Genomic DNA, 17,422 nt, shown 5'->3' with positions numbered 1-17,422 from the left:
AACAACTGATTTTTAGAAGGGAAAAAATAAGTTCTTTATTTTTTGAGTTGCTTTAATCGATTGATGGCATTTGGATTTTGAGGATTCAATTCCAGAGACTTTTCAAAACTGCCGATGGCCTTTTTCTTGTCGCCAATGAACAAATACCCTTCTCCCAAACTATCATAAAGATTGGCGGAATCCGGGTAAAGTTTTGTTGCCAATAAGAACACATGTATTCCTTGCGAAGATGTTTCTGGGTTGAAAACAAGTTGCAGACCAAGCGTATTTAAATTTCCTTCCGGTGCTTGAAACAAGGGGTGCAATTCGGTTATCGAGTCGTAAAGGTGTATTAAGTTTTTATAGTTTTGGCCCGAGGCCATATCGTTAAAATCCTGAAATGTAAATACCTCTTTTTTGGGTTGTTTGATTTTCAACGTGACCAAACTATTTCCAACTCCATTATTTTGCGGATTATTTTCGATGAACTTTAATGCTTTTTTATCCTCTTTTAAAGTCGCCTTTAAAAAATTCAATGCGTATTTCGAAACCCATTTGTAGGATTCCATGATTTCGGAATCGCTTTTGTCCTGTCTTTTGTCCCTATTTTCGAAAAGAACCCCTAAAGTGCTAAAGTAGCTGTGTGTCAGATTATTAAACCTCAATCGATACACTTTGCCGTTTGCAATGCTGTCGTATAATTGGAATTTCGTGTTGAGTTCGGCGTCTATTTTGTCTTCTTTTAAGATTATTTCAGGGATTTCTTTCTGGGCCATGTGAATGTATGGCACATCTATTTTGTTGGAATCAAAAAATGGGGATTGTTCGAGTAATCCATATTGGTATCTTTCCGTACCGTCAAGACTAACAATGGCCTGTATATTATCGTTTCTGTTTTGGACGATAACATTGGATAAACCACCAAAACTGAAGCCCATAAGCGCAATATTGTCGTAATCCGCAAAATGAAGTTTCCCCGCTTGTTTGATCAAAAACTCCGTATCCCTGGCCTGAGTTTCGATTTCCTTCTCGTAGTTACTGCTGAACCATCGGGTTTCGGTACCTCGACTTGGACTTGACATAACCACAAAACCGTTACTTGCCAAATACTCACAAAGCGCAAAATTTTCAATGGAAGACGCTTGAAAACTTGGTCTGTAAATGACTGTCGGAAATTTTCCATTTGCAAATTCCACCTTTGCATAAGCCGTCGTTTTTTCCGTAAGGTGTTTTTGATTGGAAGGTGTGTTGGAATAATTAAACCAATTCAATATTTCCTCATTGGGCAAGTGTTCCCATTCTTCCTCTTCTTTTAAAATTTCAAGATAATCCAATACCATCAACGGTTTGGTATCATCCACACGCTGTTCTGTGGGATACCATATACTTACTGGAATCGGTCTTTCTGTTTTTTTATTGGTGTAGTCATAGATCCTACTGTAAGTCCTTGTGCTATCATAGGCCTTATACTGTTGAAATCCCACTTTGAATTTACCATTATCAAGATCAATTTCCGTAAGGGAGGTCTGTGAAACTATTAAAGTGGTTTGAAGGAATAATAAAATGAGTAGAATTGTCAATCTCATGATAAATCAGTTAGTGTTCACTTTCAAAGATGGCTTTGTTGAACTATTGTTACAGTATATTTTTAGGAATACTGTTGTAATGATGCTTTTGAGGGAAAGTTAAAAGTTAATGAAAATAAGGATATCCAACAATAAGAGCTATCATGCTTTATTGGTTATAAAATTTTGAAAATCATCCGTTTACTTCCCTCAAAACGCTTTCAAATCCGTTCCGTGATTTATTGGAAATGACTATAATCCAGAATTTCCGTTATTTTGTGTTTCAATAAAATCCGCAACTATGGAATCACCCAACTGGCAGACCGCCATGGAATTCGAAGATATTACCTATAAAAAATGTAACGGCGTGGCGCGTATCGCCTTTAACCGTCCGGATATACGCAATGCGTTCCGACCCAAGACCACTAGCGAACTGTACAAAGCCTTTTACGATGCGCAAGAGGATACCTCCATTGGGGTAGTGCTGCTCTCTGGCGAAGGGCCCTCTTCCAAGGATGGCAAATGGGCCTTTTGCAGCGGGGGCGACCAAAAGGCACGCGGTCACAAAGGCTACGTGGGCGATGATGGCTACCACCGCTTGAATATTCTGGAAGTACAGCGTTTGATTCGTTTTATGCCTAAAGTAGTTATTGCCGTGGTACCAGGATGGGCCGTTGGGGGAGGGCACAGCCTTCATGTAGTGTGCGACATGACCCTTGCCAGCAAGGAACACGCCATTTTTAAACAAACCGATGCCGACGTTACCAGTTTTGATGGTGGCTACGGCTCTGCATATCTCGCCAAAATGGTGGGGCAAAAAAAGGCGCGTGAGATTTTCTTTTTAGGAAGGAACTATTCTGCACAAGAAGCATATGAAATGGGGATGGTAAACGCAGTTATCCCTCATGATGAATTGGAGGATACCGCCTATCAATGGGCCCAGGAAGTCTTGGCCAAATCACCGACCTCCATAAAAATGCTCAAATTCGCCATGAACCTTACAGACGATGGTATGGTAGGACAACAGGTGTTTGCAGGTGAGGCTACACGATTGGCCTATATGACCGATGAGGCCAAAGAAGGTAGAAATGCTTTCTTGGAAAAGCGCAAGCCTGATTTTGGCAAGGACAAATGGATTCCATAGTCAACGGTCAGTCATCAATAAACAATTTACAATTACTCATTGCCGTTCTGAAGGAGCGTAGCGACTGAAGAAACTGAAATATTGCTACCCTTCGACTGTGCGGTACAGCGAGACAATCAATTCAGGATTGGCCCTAAATAGAAAAGAGCCCTGCCGTTATGGTCAGGACTCTTTTACGAGAACACTATATGAAAATGAAAAAATTACTTTCGTTTTTTATTACATAGTAAATGTACCTCTCAACTCCTTCCAAATAAAATCATTGTTGTGAAGTGCCCTTTATTTGTTGCCACTTGAGGTTTTTTGTGATTCTACGTTTGATAGTCGCCATATAAATTTGGATTTATTGACAGCCTGCCGCAGACGGGTGCTCAAAATAATTTAGGGTCCTTTGTGAAATTCGTGTCAGTTTAAAAGTTTAGGATGGCCCTAAATAGAAAAGAGCCCTGCCGTTATGGTCAAGACTCTTTTACGAGAACACTATATGAAAATGAAAAAATTACTTTCGTTTTTTATTACATGGTAAAACTACCACGAGTGTTCCCATAAACGAAATTATTGTTGTGAAGTGTGCCAATCCTGTGGTTTTTCAGGCCTTTTAGTATATCTTATCGATTTAAGGCACTGCTTTTACGATGTTCGACAGCAATCCGTTTACATCAAAATACGGTTCCTCGGCCAAACCTGTCCTTACAACGACCAAGTCTTTGGAAGGAATCATGAATACATGCTGACCTTCAAAACCATTGCAAGAAAACATATCTCTCGGCACATCGGGATACTTACCTTCTGCGTTCAACCAAAAATGAGCACCGTAAGTGCCATTGGAATTGGCCGTTGGAGTCGTTATATAATCTATCCATGAAGCATCAAACAATTGTTCCTCGTTCCAATTTCCCTTGTCCAGGTGCAATTGTCCAAATCGGGCCCAATCCCTTGTACTGGCCCATGCGTAGGAAGAGCCCACATAATTCCCTGCTATATCTGCCTCCAATATCATGGAATACATCCCTATTTTATCGATCAAAGCAGCGTAGGGGAAGTCCAAATATTCTTGATGGCCACGAAATTGTTGTTTGAGTATCCCTGACAGCAAATTTGTAGTTCCCGAAGAGTAGTTCCATATTTCCGTTGGCTTTGCTATCGCCTTTTTATCGCGTTGTGCTTGGGTCATATCGCTATCGAGGAACAGCATGCGGGTAACATCGGATATGCCCGTATAATCCTCGTCCCATGCCAATCCGCTTTGCATGCGCAACAAATGGTTCAGGGTGATGTTCTTTCGTTCATCATCCTTCCATTCGGGAATGGGAGCGGGCCAATCCATTTCCAGTTTTCCTTGATGCTCCAGAATTCCATAACAGGTGGCCAAAACACTTTTGGTCATGGACCAACCCAAGATGGGCGTATCCTTATCAAAGCCATCAATATATTTTTCGGTGATCAGGTGTCCCTTATATAAAATAAGAAGGGTCCGTGTTTTTTGTGTCTCCGGCTCTGCAAAGGCAATGGCCAGAGCCTTGTTGATTTGGTCCATATCCACTTCGGGCAATACGGTATCCATCGGAGCTGCTTGTCCGTAGGGGTAGGGAATGGTATCAACAGGTTGATGTCGTTGCGGTCTGATGGTCAATGCCTTGGGATCGTAATCATCATTGATCAAAACAGCCCCTAATCCATCACGATAAACGGCTGTACGCTTCATCAAACCATAAACAGTGGACGATGCGGACTCCTCACTTTCATTAACTTCCGTGGAAGCTATTTTGATAAGAGGAGCACTATTGTCGTATTGGTTCATGCTTGCAGCGGAACGATGCGCAACAAAAACACCGGAGGCCACATTTTTGGCGGCATAACCGGAGATAATGTTCAGTTTGGGATAATTCAGGTAGACTACCACTCCTACGATAACAATAAGGAGAAGTAAAAGACGCTTAAGTAGTTTCATGGTATAGGATGTATTTGTAACTTTCTGCATCTAAATATAAACATTTAACACATGTCCAACATCGGATTGATCATTGAAGAACGCAGCAGGGATATTGGCGATTTTTTGGTGGGGAGGCTGATTCCCTTTCGCAAAAAGCGCATGATCGGCCCCTTTATTTTTATAGACCATATGGGACCTACACAGCTAGGACCCAAAAAGTATATGGATGTGGACCAACATCCGCACATGGGTTTGTCCACTTTGACCTTTATGTTGGAAGGGGAAATCAACCACGAGGACAGCCTTGGAACCCATCAGCGCATTAAACCCGGTTCGGTAAACTGGATGACGGCAGGGAAGGGGGTGACCCATACCGAACGGACGCCTCCGGATATGCGCAATGGCAATACGTTTACGGCTCATGGTTATCAAATTTGGGTCGCATTGCCCAAAGAATTGGAAGACATGGAACCCCAATTCCACCATATTGATGGGAAGGACATCCCTACATGGACCGATGGTACGACTGCATTTAAATTGGTTGCGGGAGAAGGATACGGCAAAAAATCGCCTGTACCCGTTCACTCCAACCTTTTTATGGTAGAAGTAATTGCCAAAGAAGAATATACTTTGAGCGTAAACGGAAATTTAAAAGGTGAAATAGGGATATGTATCGTGGAGGGCAGTATTGAAGCCTGTGGAGAAACGGTTGGCGAAGGAAATATCTTGGTGTCAAAAGTAGAGGACACCTGCAACATCAAACTAAAACCAAAAACCCATTTGTTGTTGTTCGGGGGCGAACCTTTCCCTGAGGAACGCTATATTTATTGGAATTTTGTTTCTTCCAGCAAAGAAAAACTGGAAGCGGCAAAAAAAGCATGGGCCGATAAAACATTTCCTATGATGGAAAACGATGATTCCTATGTACCATTGCCCAGCTAAACTTTAACCAGCACAATTAAAAATTAACGCCAAAACCGACCAATGCCGATCAAACAACCTTATTTTTCCGTAGTTCCCCTACTATTTATTATTTTGATGGGATCCTGTAAAAAAGAAAAACCAAAACCCAAAGAAGCCCAACTTTACGATACTTACTGCGCCAGTTGCCACTTAGCTCCCAAAATTGATGAATTGCCCAAAGAGGTTTGGAAAAAATCGGTTCTGCCCGCCATGATGGCCCGTATGGAAGTCGAGGGGCTTGAGCAAGATGTGGTTGTGGAGCCGGGCGTGCTCAGGCCAAAAATCACTTTGAACGAATGGGTGCAATTGGAAAACTATATTGTGTCCAATGCTCCAGAGAGCCTAGAGAGCATAAAAATGCCCCATGCGGATACAGTAAAACAATTCAAAACCAAGTCGTTTGCACTCGATGAGCAAAACGGGGCCATGATCACTTATCTGGAATTTTTAAACGAGGATAATCAGGTATATTATGGCGACCTTACCGGGACTTTAGGTTCCTTTGATTTTGCCGAAGAAAAGTCCGATCAAATATATCAAGGTAACAGTCCCGTAACTTGGTACAGCAAAAAAGATTCCGTTACCATTGTCAGCGAAGTTGGGATCATACGTCCGTCCGAGCTGGAAAAGGGCAAACTATTTCGTAAAGTGGGCGAGGATACGCTCACATTGCAGAACAATTTTCATAGGCCCGTTCACACCTTACTGGAAGACCTGAACGGTGATGGCAAAAAAGAAATCGTGGTAAGTGAGTTTGGAAATGAATCCGGTCGGTTATCGCTGTTGATCGAAAATGATGAAGGCAAATATGACAAAAAGGTATTGCTGAACCTTCCCGGAGCCATTCGTACCGTGGCCAAGGATATGAACAAGGATGGCAAACTTGACATCGTAGCGTTGATGACACAGAGTACGGAGAGCATTACGGTTTTTCATCAAACCGAAGATTTGGTGTTCGAGGCAGAACAACTGTTAGGGTTCAGTCCCTTATTCGGGACTAGTTGGTTCGAACTCGTGGATTATAATGGTGATGGTCTGGAGGATATTATAACTGTTCAAGGTGACAATGCCGATATTTCCTATGTTCACAAACCCTATCATGGTATGCGCATTTACCTAAACAACGGGAACAACACGTATTCGGAGTCTTATTTTTATCCCATGTACGGTGCCACAAGGGTGCTGTCGAGGGATTTTGACCAAGATGGCGACACCGATTTTGCATTGATAAGTACATTCCCCAACTATTTGGAGTTTCCGGAACGTTCCTTTGTGTATTTGGAGAACAAGGACTCGGAAACGTTTGAATTTTCTACCCATATATTGGAAGATCCATCATTGGCGCGTTGGTTTTTAATGGATGCTTCCGATGTTGACGATGACGGCGATTTGGATATTGTGCTTAGCTCATTGACGTTAGGATTCACGCCGGTTCCCGATGTGTTGTCGGACCGATGGAACAATACCAATGTGGACATTATGCTCTTGGAAAATTTATTGCATTGAAAAAACTGGTTTTCATATTGATCGTTTTTCTTGTGGGATGCTCATCAAAAGAGGATTCGGATAAAGCCCGCAAAAAATATGATTGGTATGGACACGAAGTCACGGCATCCGCATACAACTCCGTATTTTGGCAAACGGACAGCATTGACCCTTCTGTTGCGGCCTGGGGAGATACCTTAAAGCCGGGAATGAAAAGTATCGCGGTTTCGCGAGACCTCATTAAAATGGGTTTGACGCACAATACCATGGTTAAAATAGATACCTTTCCAGATACCTTTTATGTGAAGGACAAAATGCACTGGCGTTGGCGAAATCGAATTGATATTTACATGGGGAAAGACGTAAAAAAAGCACGGGAATGGGGCAGGAAAAAACTGATTATCTGTTATGCAGTTCCCATCGATTCCATAAATACCACGAATGAAAAAAACTAGTTTGATTGCATTGGCACTTGTCTTGGGAGCATGTTCCACACAAAAGGAAATTGTGGATATCCCCATTATTTTTGATGAACAACGCGTGGAACTGACCAAAGAATACTTGCTGAACCGGTACGAGCTGGACCAGGAAACTCCCGAAATCACCCCTAGAATGGTGGTATTGCATTGGACAGCCATTCCATCTTTGAAAAAATCGTTCGAAGCCTTTAACAGGTCCACATTGCCCAATTGGCGGCCCGATTTGGTGAATGTGAGCGGACTGAACGTATCTTCCCATTTTTTGGTGGATCAAGATGGCACCATTTATCGGTTGATGCCCGAAACTACCATGGCAAGACATACCATTGGGTTGAACCATTGTGCCATTGGTATAGAAAATGTCGGTGGTACCGAAGGATTGCCATTGACCAAAAAGCAATTGCGTTCCAATATTTATCTGGTGGACTATTTGGCATCAAAATATGATATTGATTACGTAATAGGTCACCAAGAATACACTTTGTTCGAAGATCATCCGCTTTGGTTGGAGGTAGATGATGGTTATCGTACCGAAAAAACGGACCCAGGAATGGATTTTGTGGAAAAGGTCCGAAATGCCACTAAAAAATTTAACTTTAAACCTGTTCCAACAAAAAAACAATGATAAAGCAACTTTTACTTTCGGCTTTCGCCCTTATCCTTTTAGGTAATGTTCAGGCGCAGGATGAGCTTACTTCCAAACTATACGAAACTTACGATGACTACAAAGAATCGAGTATTGTAAAACGAAGGATAAAACATACCGATATTCAACCCTTGATTGAAAAATTCAAGGCGAACCCAAAATTTGAGGTGCAAAAAGTAGGGGAGTCCATTCAAGGGCGAGACCTGCATTTGATAAGCATTGGTTCGGGGGATAGCAACATTTTTCTGTGGTCCCAAATGCACGGTGACGAGCCAACGGCCACCCAAGCCATTTTTGATATCCTGAATTTTTTGGATGCCCCTGAGTTCAAGGAAGAGAAGGAAGCCATCCTGTCCAACCTAAAACTTCACTTTTTGCCCATGCTCAATCCCGATGGTGCAGAAGTGTTCACGAGAAGGAATGCCCTGGGCATCGATATTAATCGGGATGCCCTGCGATTACAGTCTCCCGAGGGACAAACTTTGAAACGTATTCGTGATAGTTTGGATGCCGATTTTGGTTTTAACCTTCATGATCAGAGCAAATACTACAATGCCGAACGTACCGAAAAACCGGCAACCATTTCCTATTTGGCCACAGCTTACAATTACAAGAAGGACATCAACGAAGTGCGTGCAAATGCCATGAAAGTGATTGTGTTTATGAACAGAATCATACAAAACTACGCTCCGGGACAGGTAGGCCGGTACAGCGACGATTTTGAGCCACGTGCCTTTGGCGACAACATTGCCAAATGGGGCACGAGCCTTATTCTTATAGAATCCGGAGGCTACCCGGGAGACCCGGAAAAACAAGAAATCCGTAAGTTGAACTACGTTTCCATTCTTTCGGCCCTGTACACGATAGCCAATCAATCGTACAAGGATATTCCCGTGGAAGACTATGAGAAAATCCCAAAAAATGATCGTATGCTGTTCGATTTAAAGATAGAGAACGTCACCTACGAACTTTTGGGCAATGATTACATTATTGACTTGGGAATTATTAATCATGAGGTGGATTTAAAGGGTCACAACGAGTTTTATTACAAAAGTTCCGTGGCCGACCAAGGCGACCTTTCTACCTATTCTGCCTACAAAACCTTTGATGCGGAAGGCTATACCATTGTCCAGCCAAAGGTGGCCAAAGTGGACCGAATTGATGATCCCATGCAATTATTAAAGGACGGTGTGGCCTATGTAAAGACCGAAAAGCCGGAGAAAAGTGCCTTTGTACATTTTCCGCTCATTTTGGTCGAAGATACATTCAAGTTGAGGAGTTTCAGCATGCAGCCCGGAGCGAACCCGACATTCTTTTTAAAGAAAGATGGAAAATTGACCCATGCCGTAATCAATGGTTTTTTGATAGACCTTTCCAAGCCTTTGGAACAACAAAGTACAGGAAATGGTCTGATCAACGGAAAATAGATTTTAGAAATAGTAAATAACCCTTTTAGCACATAAAAATGAAGAAACAGATTTTAGTAGGATTATGCCTGTTGGCAGCACAATTGACTTTTGCACAAGAGTCCATTACACTTTTTAACGGTGAAAACCTCGATGGTTGGATCAATCATGGCGAAGAAAAATGGTTTGTGGAAGATGGACAGCTCATCTGCGAAAGCGGTCCAAAAGGTGAATATGGCTATTTGTCCACAGACAAATTCTACAAGGATTTTGAATTGACCTTGGAATTTAAGCAAGAGGCCGATGGTAACAGCGGTGTTTTTATCCGTTCCACTTTTGAAGGCACCAAAGTAACCGGTTGGCAAGTAGAGGTTGCTCCTCCAGGAAAGGATACAGGTGGCATTTACGAGTCTTATGGTCGTGGCTGGTTGATAAAACCGGACCCAGAAAAAGATAAGGCCCTAAAAATGGGGGAGTGGAACACCATGAAAATACGTGTAGAAGGCCCAGAGGTTACTTCTTGGCTCAATGGTGTGGAAATGGTGCATCTGGAAGATGAAAAAATCGGCGAGGGCGAAGGCGCCATTGCGCTACAGATTCACGATGGGGGAGGTATTCGCGTAAAATGGCGAAACATTGAACTCGTTCCCTTGGATTAAAAAATAAAAAAGCCCGATTTAGAGAATCGGGCTTTTTTATATAATGTTGATTTTCTAATTCTTTAGGGGAGTAACTTCAAAAGCCCTGTACTCAATGGGTCCGTGGTCTCCCTGAATCATGAATGGGCCAGGCTCCCCTTCCTTGCTGTCCAAAGCCCCACCGGTAATACCTGGAATGGTCGCATCGGAAATCACGGTTTTGCCGTTAAGCGTTACCGTAACCCGTCGACCAATCAAAGTTATATCATAGGTCTGCCATTCGCCCGCAGGTTTCGAAGCATTCTGATTGGGTTCCAAAAAACCGTAAACACCTCCCAAATAGATATCGGCAGGTTCCAAACCTTCACTGTCCACAATTTGAACTTCATATCGACCACGTAAATAAACACCACTATTGCTTCCTTCTGGATAACGGAATTCTACGTGTACTTTAAAGTCTTGGAATTTCTCATCCGTGATCAAATTGGATCCTGATTCGGGACTGGTCAAAATGCCATCTTTTACCACCCATTGGTTCTTTTCGCCATCTACATGCCAGCCAGTAAGGTCCTTTCCGTTGAATACCTCAATGGTTTTTCCCCATTTTGGATTTTCGGTATAGGCCAAATCAGGGGCTTTGACCCCGGTCCAATTGATGATGGAACCATCGGTATAGATCATTGTACCCTTCAATTTCCCACCGTCCAATTCGCCATGGAAGATCATATCGCTGCCTTTGGGCTCCCATTGGTTGGGAATGCTAAAGGTGAATTTGTTTTCTCCATAGGTTTCCACTTCGGCAATGGGTCGCGCGCTGCCAAAGGCAAACACAAAACGTCCCAATAACGTAGCATTTCCGGAGTGTTTAATTTCCAACCACGAAGGAGAGGTCTTCCCCATAAAATCCATTTCCAAATCCCATCTGCCCTCTAACGGACTGATGTGCTGGGCATAAAGACTGCTCGCAAAACTTAAAAATAGGGTGCAAACTAAGGTGTAAATTGTTTTTCTAGGGTCAATCATAGGTATGTTCAGTTTAATTGCTGAACAAGATACGGTATAATCCCAAAATTTACTAGTTCAACAAATATCCTGACTTATTCACAACCCCCTGTGAAACCATTCGCGCTGAATTTGGTCTGAACTGCTCCTTGCAGGCCATTATGGGTAAGTTGGATCACCAAGTTGCTTTCGCCGCTACCGTCACGTTTTGGGGTACAATATTCGAATAGGTAATAGCTTCCCGCTTGTTCCTCCACACGTTCGGATATATCGTTAAAGGTATTTTCCAACTCTTCGGAATTGCTTGCAAACACACTGGCTGTTTTCCCGATTTGCTCCAAAACCTCGGTATCGATTTCGGCACCAAGTCCAATAGAGAAGAAAGAAATGTTTCTATCCGCTTCCTCTACAGCTTTTAATGCATCGGATTCCCTGTAGCGGGATGCTTGGTCGGTACCATCGGTGAACAATACCACGGAAGCCGCATTGATCACATCGGAATTTTCATCCAAAAGATCTTCGGCAATCCTTGTTGATTTGATTACCGCTCCGTACAAATCGGTTGATGGGTCGCTACTGATATCGGTTGTGATGCCATCTATGGAAGCTGTCAATTCAGCTGCAGATGAAGTCAATGGGTTCAATAAATGAAGTTCGTCCTCACCATCAAACCAATAAATGGCCATTTTGAAGGATTCCGGACCTGATTCGGGCATTACATTATTTATAAAACTAGTGGTGGCCACCTTTAATTCATCCAAACTGCTTTCCAAAACACTGTTGCTCAAATCCAACACCAATAAGGTATTGTTGTTGAACACCTGCGAATTGGGAGAAATCCGAGCAAAGGATTCGGAAGAGGATATGGAATTGAAACAGTCGTCGTTCCTACCTTGTTCGTAAATGGAGAATTGGTCGGCGGACAAGCCAGAAATAGGATTGCCCATAAGGTCGGACACCCTGAACAGAACGGAGACCTTGCCAGGTTGTGTGGTATATTCATCCTGAATGGACAATAAAATCTCGTTTTCATCAAAACCTAAGCAGTCATCCGGTTCTTCACCGAGCCCAAGTTCCCTGTCGTCAATGTCAAAACTCACGTCGTCATCGGCATTTCCGCAGGAGAATAAAATAAGTCCAAGAGATATAAGGAAGGTAAATCGAAGTATATTTTTCATTTTCATAAAAGTTAAGGTTCTGCATGCAGAACGCCGAAATTACTGGAAAAGTATATACGACCGCCAGAATTAAATTAAAGAAAAGTTAAAAGAAATCCATGCTTGTTAAAATGATACGCGTTCGGTCAATTTTTAATAATTTCACCTTTTAATATAACCTACCGGCCTATCTAACCAAGATTCAAAACAAACAATAACGCTAATAGGTTGATATTATGACTATACTTTTGTTCGGAGCTACCAAAGATATTATCGGGACCCCAACATTATCCGTTCCAACGGCGAGCTTATCGGGAAGAAAAATACCGAATACGGTAGGAGAGCTCAAGAAATTTCTTGAAAGCACCTATCCAGAACTAAAATCCTTGACCAAAGTAACCGTTGCGGTGAACCAAAATTACGCCTCGGACCATGATAGGATAAATTCGTATGACGAAATTGCACTGATACCGCCACCGAGTATTTGAAGCATTAATAGACCATTGTGAAGCCAAAACCCAAAACATCCAGCAAAAGCCCATCAAAACTTTATGGACTGATATTGTCCGGTGGGGAAAGCTCAAGGATGGGAAAGGATAAGGGCCTCATAAATTATCATGGAATGCCGCAGCGGGAATACCTGTGCCACCTTTTAGAGGAGATTTGTGACGATGTGTTCCTGAGTATCCGCTCGGAACAGGTTTGTGAAGTCCCATCAGGTTTTAAGAATATCGTGGACCAAAATGACCATAAAGGTCCCTACAACGGAATATTGAGCGCTTTTAAGGCCCAACCCAACGTTGCATGGCTGGTACTGGCCTGCGATCTACCTTTGATAAATTTGCAGACCATTGGGCAATTGATATCGGGAAGAAATCCAAATAAGACGGCAACCGCTTTTGCAAACCCTGAAACGGGCGAACCGGAGCCGTTGGCCTGTATTTGGGAGGTTAAAGGGCTTGAAGAGTCGTTGCAATTTTTAGAGGACAGGAACACCAGGAGCCCCAAAAAGTTTTTGATGAACGCCGACATTGCCCTGGTACACCCAAAATATGGGCAGGACTTGTTCAATGCCAACTCACCCCAGGATTATGATTTTGTAAAAAGGAAGCTGGAAGAGCGGGAGGGAGGCTAGCGCTTTGGAACCGGTTTTTTAAGATTGTCCAAATCCAAGATCTCAAAATCTTGGAAAGTTCCACAAGAAATCTGTCTTTTTACCAAAGATTTGGATTTCTTTCTTTTGGTGCGCGATTCTATTTCTTTGTTCAAGTAATTCATGCTGAATTATTTTTCCTAAAACGAAATTAGAATTATTTTATTTTGACAATCAGAAGATTAACCATTTTTAACACCTATCTGCCCTTCAATATGTTCCAAAATGGACATCCAATGCATACGTAGGATCAATGCGGCCGTAGGCACATTGTCCTCCTGTATGGCATCCACCACGGAGCGTGTTTGCGCACTTAGTTTTTGGAAAAAGCCATGGTCTTTGATAAAATCGTGCTCATAAAAATGAAGCCGGACTTTTAGGTCCCTCAAGATTTGCAATAGTATTTTATTGCTGCAATGCTGTACCAAATAATTGTGAAAATTGAACCGGGCCCGTAATCCTTCCGCAATGGTTTCCGTGGCTTCGAGTTCGGATTGCAGCTTGTCCAAGGTTTCCATTCCCTCGGTTTCAAACTCGGAATTTTCCAAGGCCATCACTTCCAATTGCGCTACAATTTCGATCAGGTCTTTGACCTCATGCTTGGACAGCTTGGCTACCACAAACCCACGATTGGGCACCGCTTGGATCACCTGTGCTTGCTCCAACTGCGTCAACGCCTCACGAATGGGCGTTACGCTAATGCCGGTTGCCCGGGACAGCTCCGCCAGATTAATGGTCTTGCCCACCTGCAATTCACCGTTCTGAATCTGCTCCAACAGATGCGCCTTGATTTTATCCCTTAAAGCTGAAAGTTTGCCCATGTTTTAAGGTAATCGCTCATGACAAGGCCAAGGCTACTGTTTTTCATATACATAGGATGATACTCCGGGTAATTCCTCATCCTGGTTCCAAATAAGTTGATTCCCCATCAATTGGAAATTATCGCTCAAAATATTGCTCCCTTGAAAGGCGACTTTGGTGCCATCGCTCGCCCAAGCCCCTGTTGCCAAGTTGGTTCCGTTGCAATCTAGGTAATACTGGTCGTTGGTTATGGAGTTGATGGTGAAACTGGCCTGCTCAAACTGGTAGGTGGCATCGGCATTGAAAATAATGCTCCCCGAAACGCAATCCGCTTCATCCATCAAGTTGCTGGAAGCCTGCCCGTCAGCATCAATATCGACTTCGTCACTCAAATTGATCTCTATCAAGGTCCAAGTACCCACAAGTTCTTCATTGGAAAGACCAGATGGGCCATCATCGCCGTCATCACTACAGGAAAACATCAGTGTTAGGGACAAAATCAACAAGGTTAATATTTTGGTATTTTTCATGGAGGCTTTTATTTATCTCGATGAAATTAACATAATTCCAAGGAACATTGGCTCCATCCCCCATGCATTTCATCGAATTGAAGCCCGTATTTTACACTAAAAATGAAGGTGTTTCGTTTTTTACACATACATCTTAGAACCAAATAACATGAAGAAACTTAATCTACGTATTTTATCCATCGCTTTTTTTACCGTTGCTTTCCTTGGCTTTCAATCCTGTAGCGAAGACGGCATGTCCAGTGATGGCGAATCGCTTACCCAAACGGAATTACAGACTATTTTAACGACTGATGCCATTGCAGGGGTCGCAGATTTTACCATTGCGGAGCTTTATAACAATAATACCGCCAAGCAAGCATCCTCCGCAAAAGATGATTGCTACACTGCAACGTATACCGAAACTGGTTTTGAAGCTACTTTTAACAATTGTGTGTTAAATGGAACGGATAACGTAAATGGTACGGTAAGCGTATCGTATACCGAAGGGGAGGGGAATTCCACTTTTGTGGCGACTTTTACCGACTTTTATGCAGGCAAGGCCAAATTGAACGGCACAAGAACTTATAAAATCAGTGCCAATAGCACAGAGGCAACAGGTGCTTTTACCGTAACAAGTAATATATCCGTTGAAATGGAAGATGGTTCCACAATTTCGGAAACCGGGACCAAAACATTGAGTATTTCCTATGATGGGGAAGCGCAAAACATCCTATTTGCACTTTCTGGAAATTGGAGCGTTGAGACCGAGGGCAATACCTATGCCGTTGAAACCTTGGATGACCTTGAAGGAAACTCTGCGTGTGAACATATCACTACCGGTGCCATGGTGGTTTCCAAAAATGGATTGGCCGTGACCGTTGACTTTGGAAACGGTGATTGTGATGCCATTGCAACGCTTATTTACCCGAACGGGGCCACGGAGAAGATTACCTTATAATATATCTTCCTTAATAATAGAATTGAAGAGCACCGGTGATTCCGGTGCTTTTTTATTTAGTCGGGTTTCCATGTTGTTTTGTTTATATTTAAGGAAACAATCAATTTATGGTGAAGCAATTGGTGGCCGCCCAAAACGACTTTTTTGCCACACAAAAGACCAAGGATGTCAGCTTTAGAAAGCAGTATCTCAAAAAACTGCAGCAAGAGATCATAGATCAGGAGGATGCTATTTGTGATGCCCTGTACGCCGATTTTAAAAAACCGAAGTTCGAAAGTTTGGCCACGGAGACGCAATTGGCGCTCGCCGAACTAAACTATGCCATAAAGAACATTGCTTCGTGGAGCGAACCGGAAAAGGTCTCCGGCTCTTGGTCCAATTTCCCTTCAAAAGAGTGGATACAGCCCGAGCCCTATGGCAAAGTACTCATTATTTCACCGTGGAACTATCCGTTCTTGTTGGCCATTTCCCCTTTGATAGGAGCCTTGGCCGCAGGCAACACGGCCATTTTGAAACCTTCGGAATTCAGTGTGCATACGTCCAAGATCATTTCGCAGATCATCCGCAAAGTGTTTCCGCCCGAGTATGTAACCGTGGTGGAGGGTGGAGTAGAGGTGTCCTCGCAATTGTTGGCCCAAAAATGGGAATACATTTTTTTTACGGGCAGTACCAAAGTGGGAAAAATTGTTTACAAAAGTGCCGCCGAGCACCTAACGCCCGTTACTCTGGAACTTAGCGGAAAAAATCCGTGTGTTGTGGATAAAACAGCTACCATATCATTGGCGGCCAAACGTATCGCATGGGGAAAGTTCATCAATGCGGGGCAAACCTGTATAGCCCCGGACTATATTTTGGTGCACCAAAGTGTGAAAGATGCCCTGGTGGACAACCTTAAAAAATCGATCACCGAGTTTTACGGGGAAGATATGGAGGCTTCCAACGACTTTGCCAGAATCGCCACCGGCAAACATTACGATGAACTTAAAACAATGCTCAAAGGTGAGAAAGTGCTATTTGGGGGCAAGTTTACGGACAATGACCGGTATGTGGCCCCCACTTTGGTGGACGAACCCGAACGGGACAGTGCAATTATGGAAGGGGAGATATTCGGGCCCGTTTTGCCCTTGATTTCCTATACGGATGAAAGTGAACTGCATCCCATCATTTCCAAATATCCAAACCCATTGGCATTCTATGTGTTCTCCAGCAGCAAAAAGTTCCAAAAACGTTTGATGGACCGTTATTCCTTTGGCGGCGGTGCCATTAACGATACCGTGGTGCACATCAGCAACAAGGACCTACCGTTTGGCGGAGTGGGCCAGTCCGGGATAGGGGGGTATCATGGAAAACATACGTTCGACCTGTTCTCCCACCATAAATCCATAGCAAAAAGGGGAACGTGGCTCGATGTTCCGCTCCGTTACGCACCTTATACAATTTCAACAGGTTTGATGAAAAAAATCAAACATTTATTTTAATTTTTTGATGATAATGTGTTATTGTAACCATTTTATTGAAAAAATCACATTAAATTATTAAACAAAAGTTAAATCCCTGATTTATAAGTGTTTTGCCGCTAACTTTAAGAGTGACCATGATAAACA

18 protein-coding genes are annotated in these 17,422 nt (G+C 42.9%); 11 read left to right on the top strand and 7 right to left on the bottom strand.

The features are described 5' to 3' along the window. Positions 1 to 35 precede the first annotated feature (35 nt). On the bottom strand, positions 36 to 1,565 hold the full coding sequence (locus GVT53_RS07715; protein ID WP_166248101.1) for a prolyl oligopeptidase family serine peptidase: 1,530 nt from the start codon (positions 1,563 to 1,565) through the stop codon (positions 36 to 38). Between the two features lie 280 nt (positions 1,566 to 1,845). Here GVT53_RS07715 and GVT53_RS07710 point away from each other — a divergent pair, with 280 nt between their 5' ends. Continuing rightward, positions 1,846 to 2,688, top strand: a complete 843-nt coding sequence (locus GVT53_RS07710) for a 1,4-dihydroxy-2-naphthoyl-CoA synthase (RefSeq protein WP_108246048.1) — start codon at positions 1,846 to 1,848, stop codon at positions 2,686 to 2,688. Between the two features lie 616 nt (positions 2,689 to 3,304). On the opposite strand, the gene GVT53_RS07705 is transcribed toward GVT53_RS07710, so the two are convergent. Then, entirely contained in the window at positions 3,305 to 4,669 is a 1,365-nt protein-coding gene (locus GVT53_RS07705; RefSeq protein ID WP_166248100.1) for a serine hydrolase domain-containing protein, read from the bottom strand. A 21-nt stretch (positions 4,670 to 4,690) separates the two neighbouring features. On the opposite strand from GVT53_RS07705, the gene GVT53_RS07700 reads away from it, so the two are divergent. The 6 genes from GVT53_RS07700 to GVT53_RS07675 are packed head-to-tail and all read left to right on the top strand — an operon-like array spanning position 4,691 to position 10,259. Next, entirely contained in the window at positions 4,691 to 5,563 is an 873-nt protein-coding gene (locus tag GVT53_RS07700; RefSeq protein WP_166248099.1) for a pirin family protein, read from the top strand. A gap of 42 nt (positions 5,564 to 5,605) precedes the next feature. Then, complete coding sequence (locus GVT53_RS07695; protein ID WP_166248098.1) at positions 5,606 to 7,090, top strand: FG-GAP repeat domain-containing protein; 1,485 nt, start codon at positions 5,606 to 5,608, stop codon at positions 7,088 to 7,090. Continuing rightward, a complete protein-coding gene (locus GVT53_RS07690) occupies positions 7,087 to 7,524 on the top strand; it encodes a 3D domain-containing protein (protein ID WP_258537648.1) in 438 nt (145 codons plus the stop codon). The genes GVT53_RS07695 and GVT53_RS07690 overlap by 4 nt, the downstream gene beginning before the upstream one ends. Further along, complete coding sequence (locus tag GVT53_RS07685) at positions 7,511 to 8,173, top strand: peptidoglycan recognition protein family protein (RefSeq protein ID WP_166248097.1); 663 nt, start codon at positions 7,511 to 7,513, stop codon at positions 8,171 to 8,173. The genes GVT53_RS07690 and GVT53_RS07685 overlap by 14 nt, the downstream gene beginning before the upstream one ends. Further along, positions 8,170 to 9,621: a M14 family zinc carboxypeptidase gene (locus tag GVT53_RS07680; RefSeq protein WP_166248096.1), complete on the top strand. Its 1,452-nt coding sequence runs from the start codon at positions 8,170 to 8,172 to the stop codon at positions 9,619 to 9,621. Before GVT53_RS07685 ends, GVT53_RS07680 begins: the two co-directional genes overlap by 4 nt. Before the next feature lie 38 nt (positions 9,622 to 9,659). After that, on the top strand, positions 9,660 to 10,259 hold the full coding sequence (locus GVT53_RS07675; RefSeq protein WP_166248095.1) for a 3-keto-disaccharide hydrolase: 600 nt from the start codon (positions 9,660 to 9,662) through the stop codon (positions 10,257 to 10,259). A gap of 54 nt (positions 10,260 to 10,313) precedes the next feature. On the opposite strand, the gene GVT53_RS07670 is transcribed toward GVT53_RS07675, so the two are convergent. Next, on the bottom strand, positions 10,314 to 11,261 hold the full coding sequence (locus GVT53_RS07670; protein ID WP_166248094.1) for a 3-keto-disaccharide hydrolase: 948 nt from the start codon (positions 11,259 to 11,261) through the stop codon (positions 10,314 to 10,316). A 74-nt stretch (positions 11,262 to 11,335) separates the two neighbouring features. Next, complete coding sequence (locus tag GVT53_RS07665; protein ID WP_166248093.1) at positions 11,336 to 12,418, bottom strand: vWA domain-containing protein; 1,083 nt, start codon at positions 12,416 to 12,418, stop codon at positions 11,336 to 11,338. Between the two features lie 215 nt (positions 12,419 to 12,633). On the opposite strand from GVT53_RS07665, the gene GVT53_RS07660 reads away from it, so the two are divergent. Both GVT53_RS07660 and GVT53_RS07655 read left to right on the top strand, forming a co-directional pair. Then, complete coding sequence (locus GVT53_RS07660) at positions 12,634 to 12,885, top strand: MoaD/ThiS family protein (protein WP_166248092.1); 252 nt, start codon at positions 12,634 to 12,636, stop codon at positions 12,883 to 12,885. A gap of 17 nt (positions 12,886 to 12,902) precedes the next feature. Next, entirely contained in the window at positions 12,903 to 13,532 is a 630-nt protein-coding gene (locus tag GVT53_RS07655) for an NTP transferase domain-containing protein (RefSeq protein ID WP_240905176.1), read from the top strand. On the opposite strand, the gene GVT53_RS07650 is transcribed toward GVT53_RS07655, so the two are convergent. The 3 genes from GVT53_RS07650 to GVT53_RS07640 are packed head-to-tail and all read right to left on the bottom strand — an operon-like array spanning position 13,529 to position 14,881. Then, positions 13,529 to 13,675: a hypothetical protein gene (locus GVT53_RS07650; protein ID WP_166248091.1), complete on the bottom strand. Its 147-nt coding sequence runs from the start codon at positions 13,673 to 13,675 to the stop codon at positions 13,529 to 13,531. The two genes, GVT53_RS07655 and GVT53_RS07650, sit on opposite strands and share 4 nt — an antisense overlap. 57 nt (positions 13,676 to 13,732) lie before the next feature. Next, positions 13,733 to 14,371, bottom strand: coding sequence for a GntR family transcriptional regulator (locus GVT53_RS07645; RefSeq protein WP_166248090.1), 639 nt, complete (start codon positions 14,369 to 14,371; stop codon positions 13,733 to 13,735). A 33-nt stretch (positions 14,372 to 14,404) separates the two neighbouring features. Beyond that, the gene (locus GVT53_RS07640; RefSeq protein ID WP_166248089.1) at positions 14,405 to 14,881 is read right to left on the bottom strand and encodes a DUF5004 domain-containing protein; all 477 of its coding nucleotides are present in this window, start codon (positions 14,879 to 14,881) and stop codon (positions 14,405 to 14,407) included. Positions 14,882 to 15,029: 148 nt separating this feature from the next. On the opposite strand from GVT53_RS07640, the gene GVT53_RS07635 reads away from it, so the two are divergent. Further along, the gene (locus GVT53_RS07635) at positions 15,030 to 15,818 is read left to right on the top strand and encodes a hypothetical protein (RefSeq protein WP_166248088.1); all 789 of its coding nucleotides are present in this window, start codon (positions 15,030 to 15,032) and stop codon (positions 15,816 to 15,818) included. Positions 15,819 to 15,925: 107 nt separating this feature from the next. After that, on the top strand, positions 15,926 to 17,296 hold the full coding sequence (locus GVT53_RS07630) for an aldehyde dehydrogenase (RefSeq protein ID WP_166248087.1): 1,371 nt from the start codon (positions 15,926 to 15,928) through the stop codon (positions 17,294 to 17,296). Positions 17,297 to 17,422 lie beyond the last annotated feature (126 nt).

This window comes from Flagellimonas oceani, from assembly GCF_011068285.1.
Classification (GTDB): Bacteria; Bacteroidota; Bacteroidia; order Flavobacteriales; family Flavobacteriaceae; genus Flagellimonas; species Flagellimonas oceani.
The sequence above is the reverse complement of the archived record's forward strand: the minus strand, read 5'-3'. Positions and strand labels throughout refer to the sequence as shown.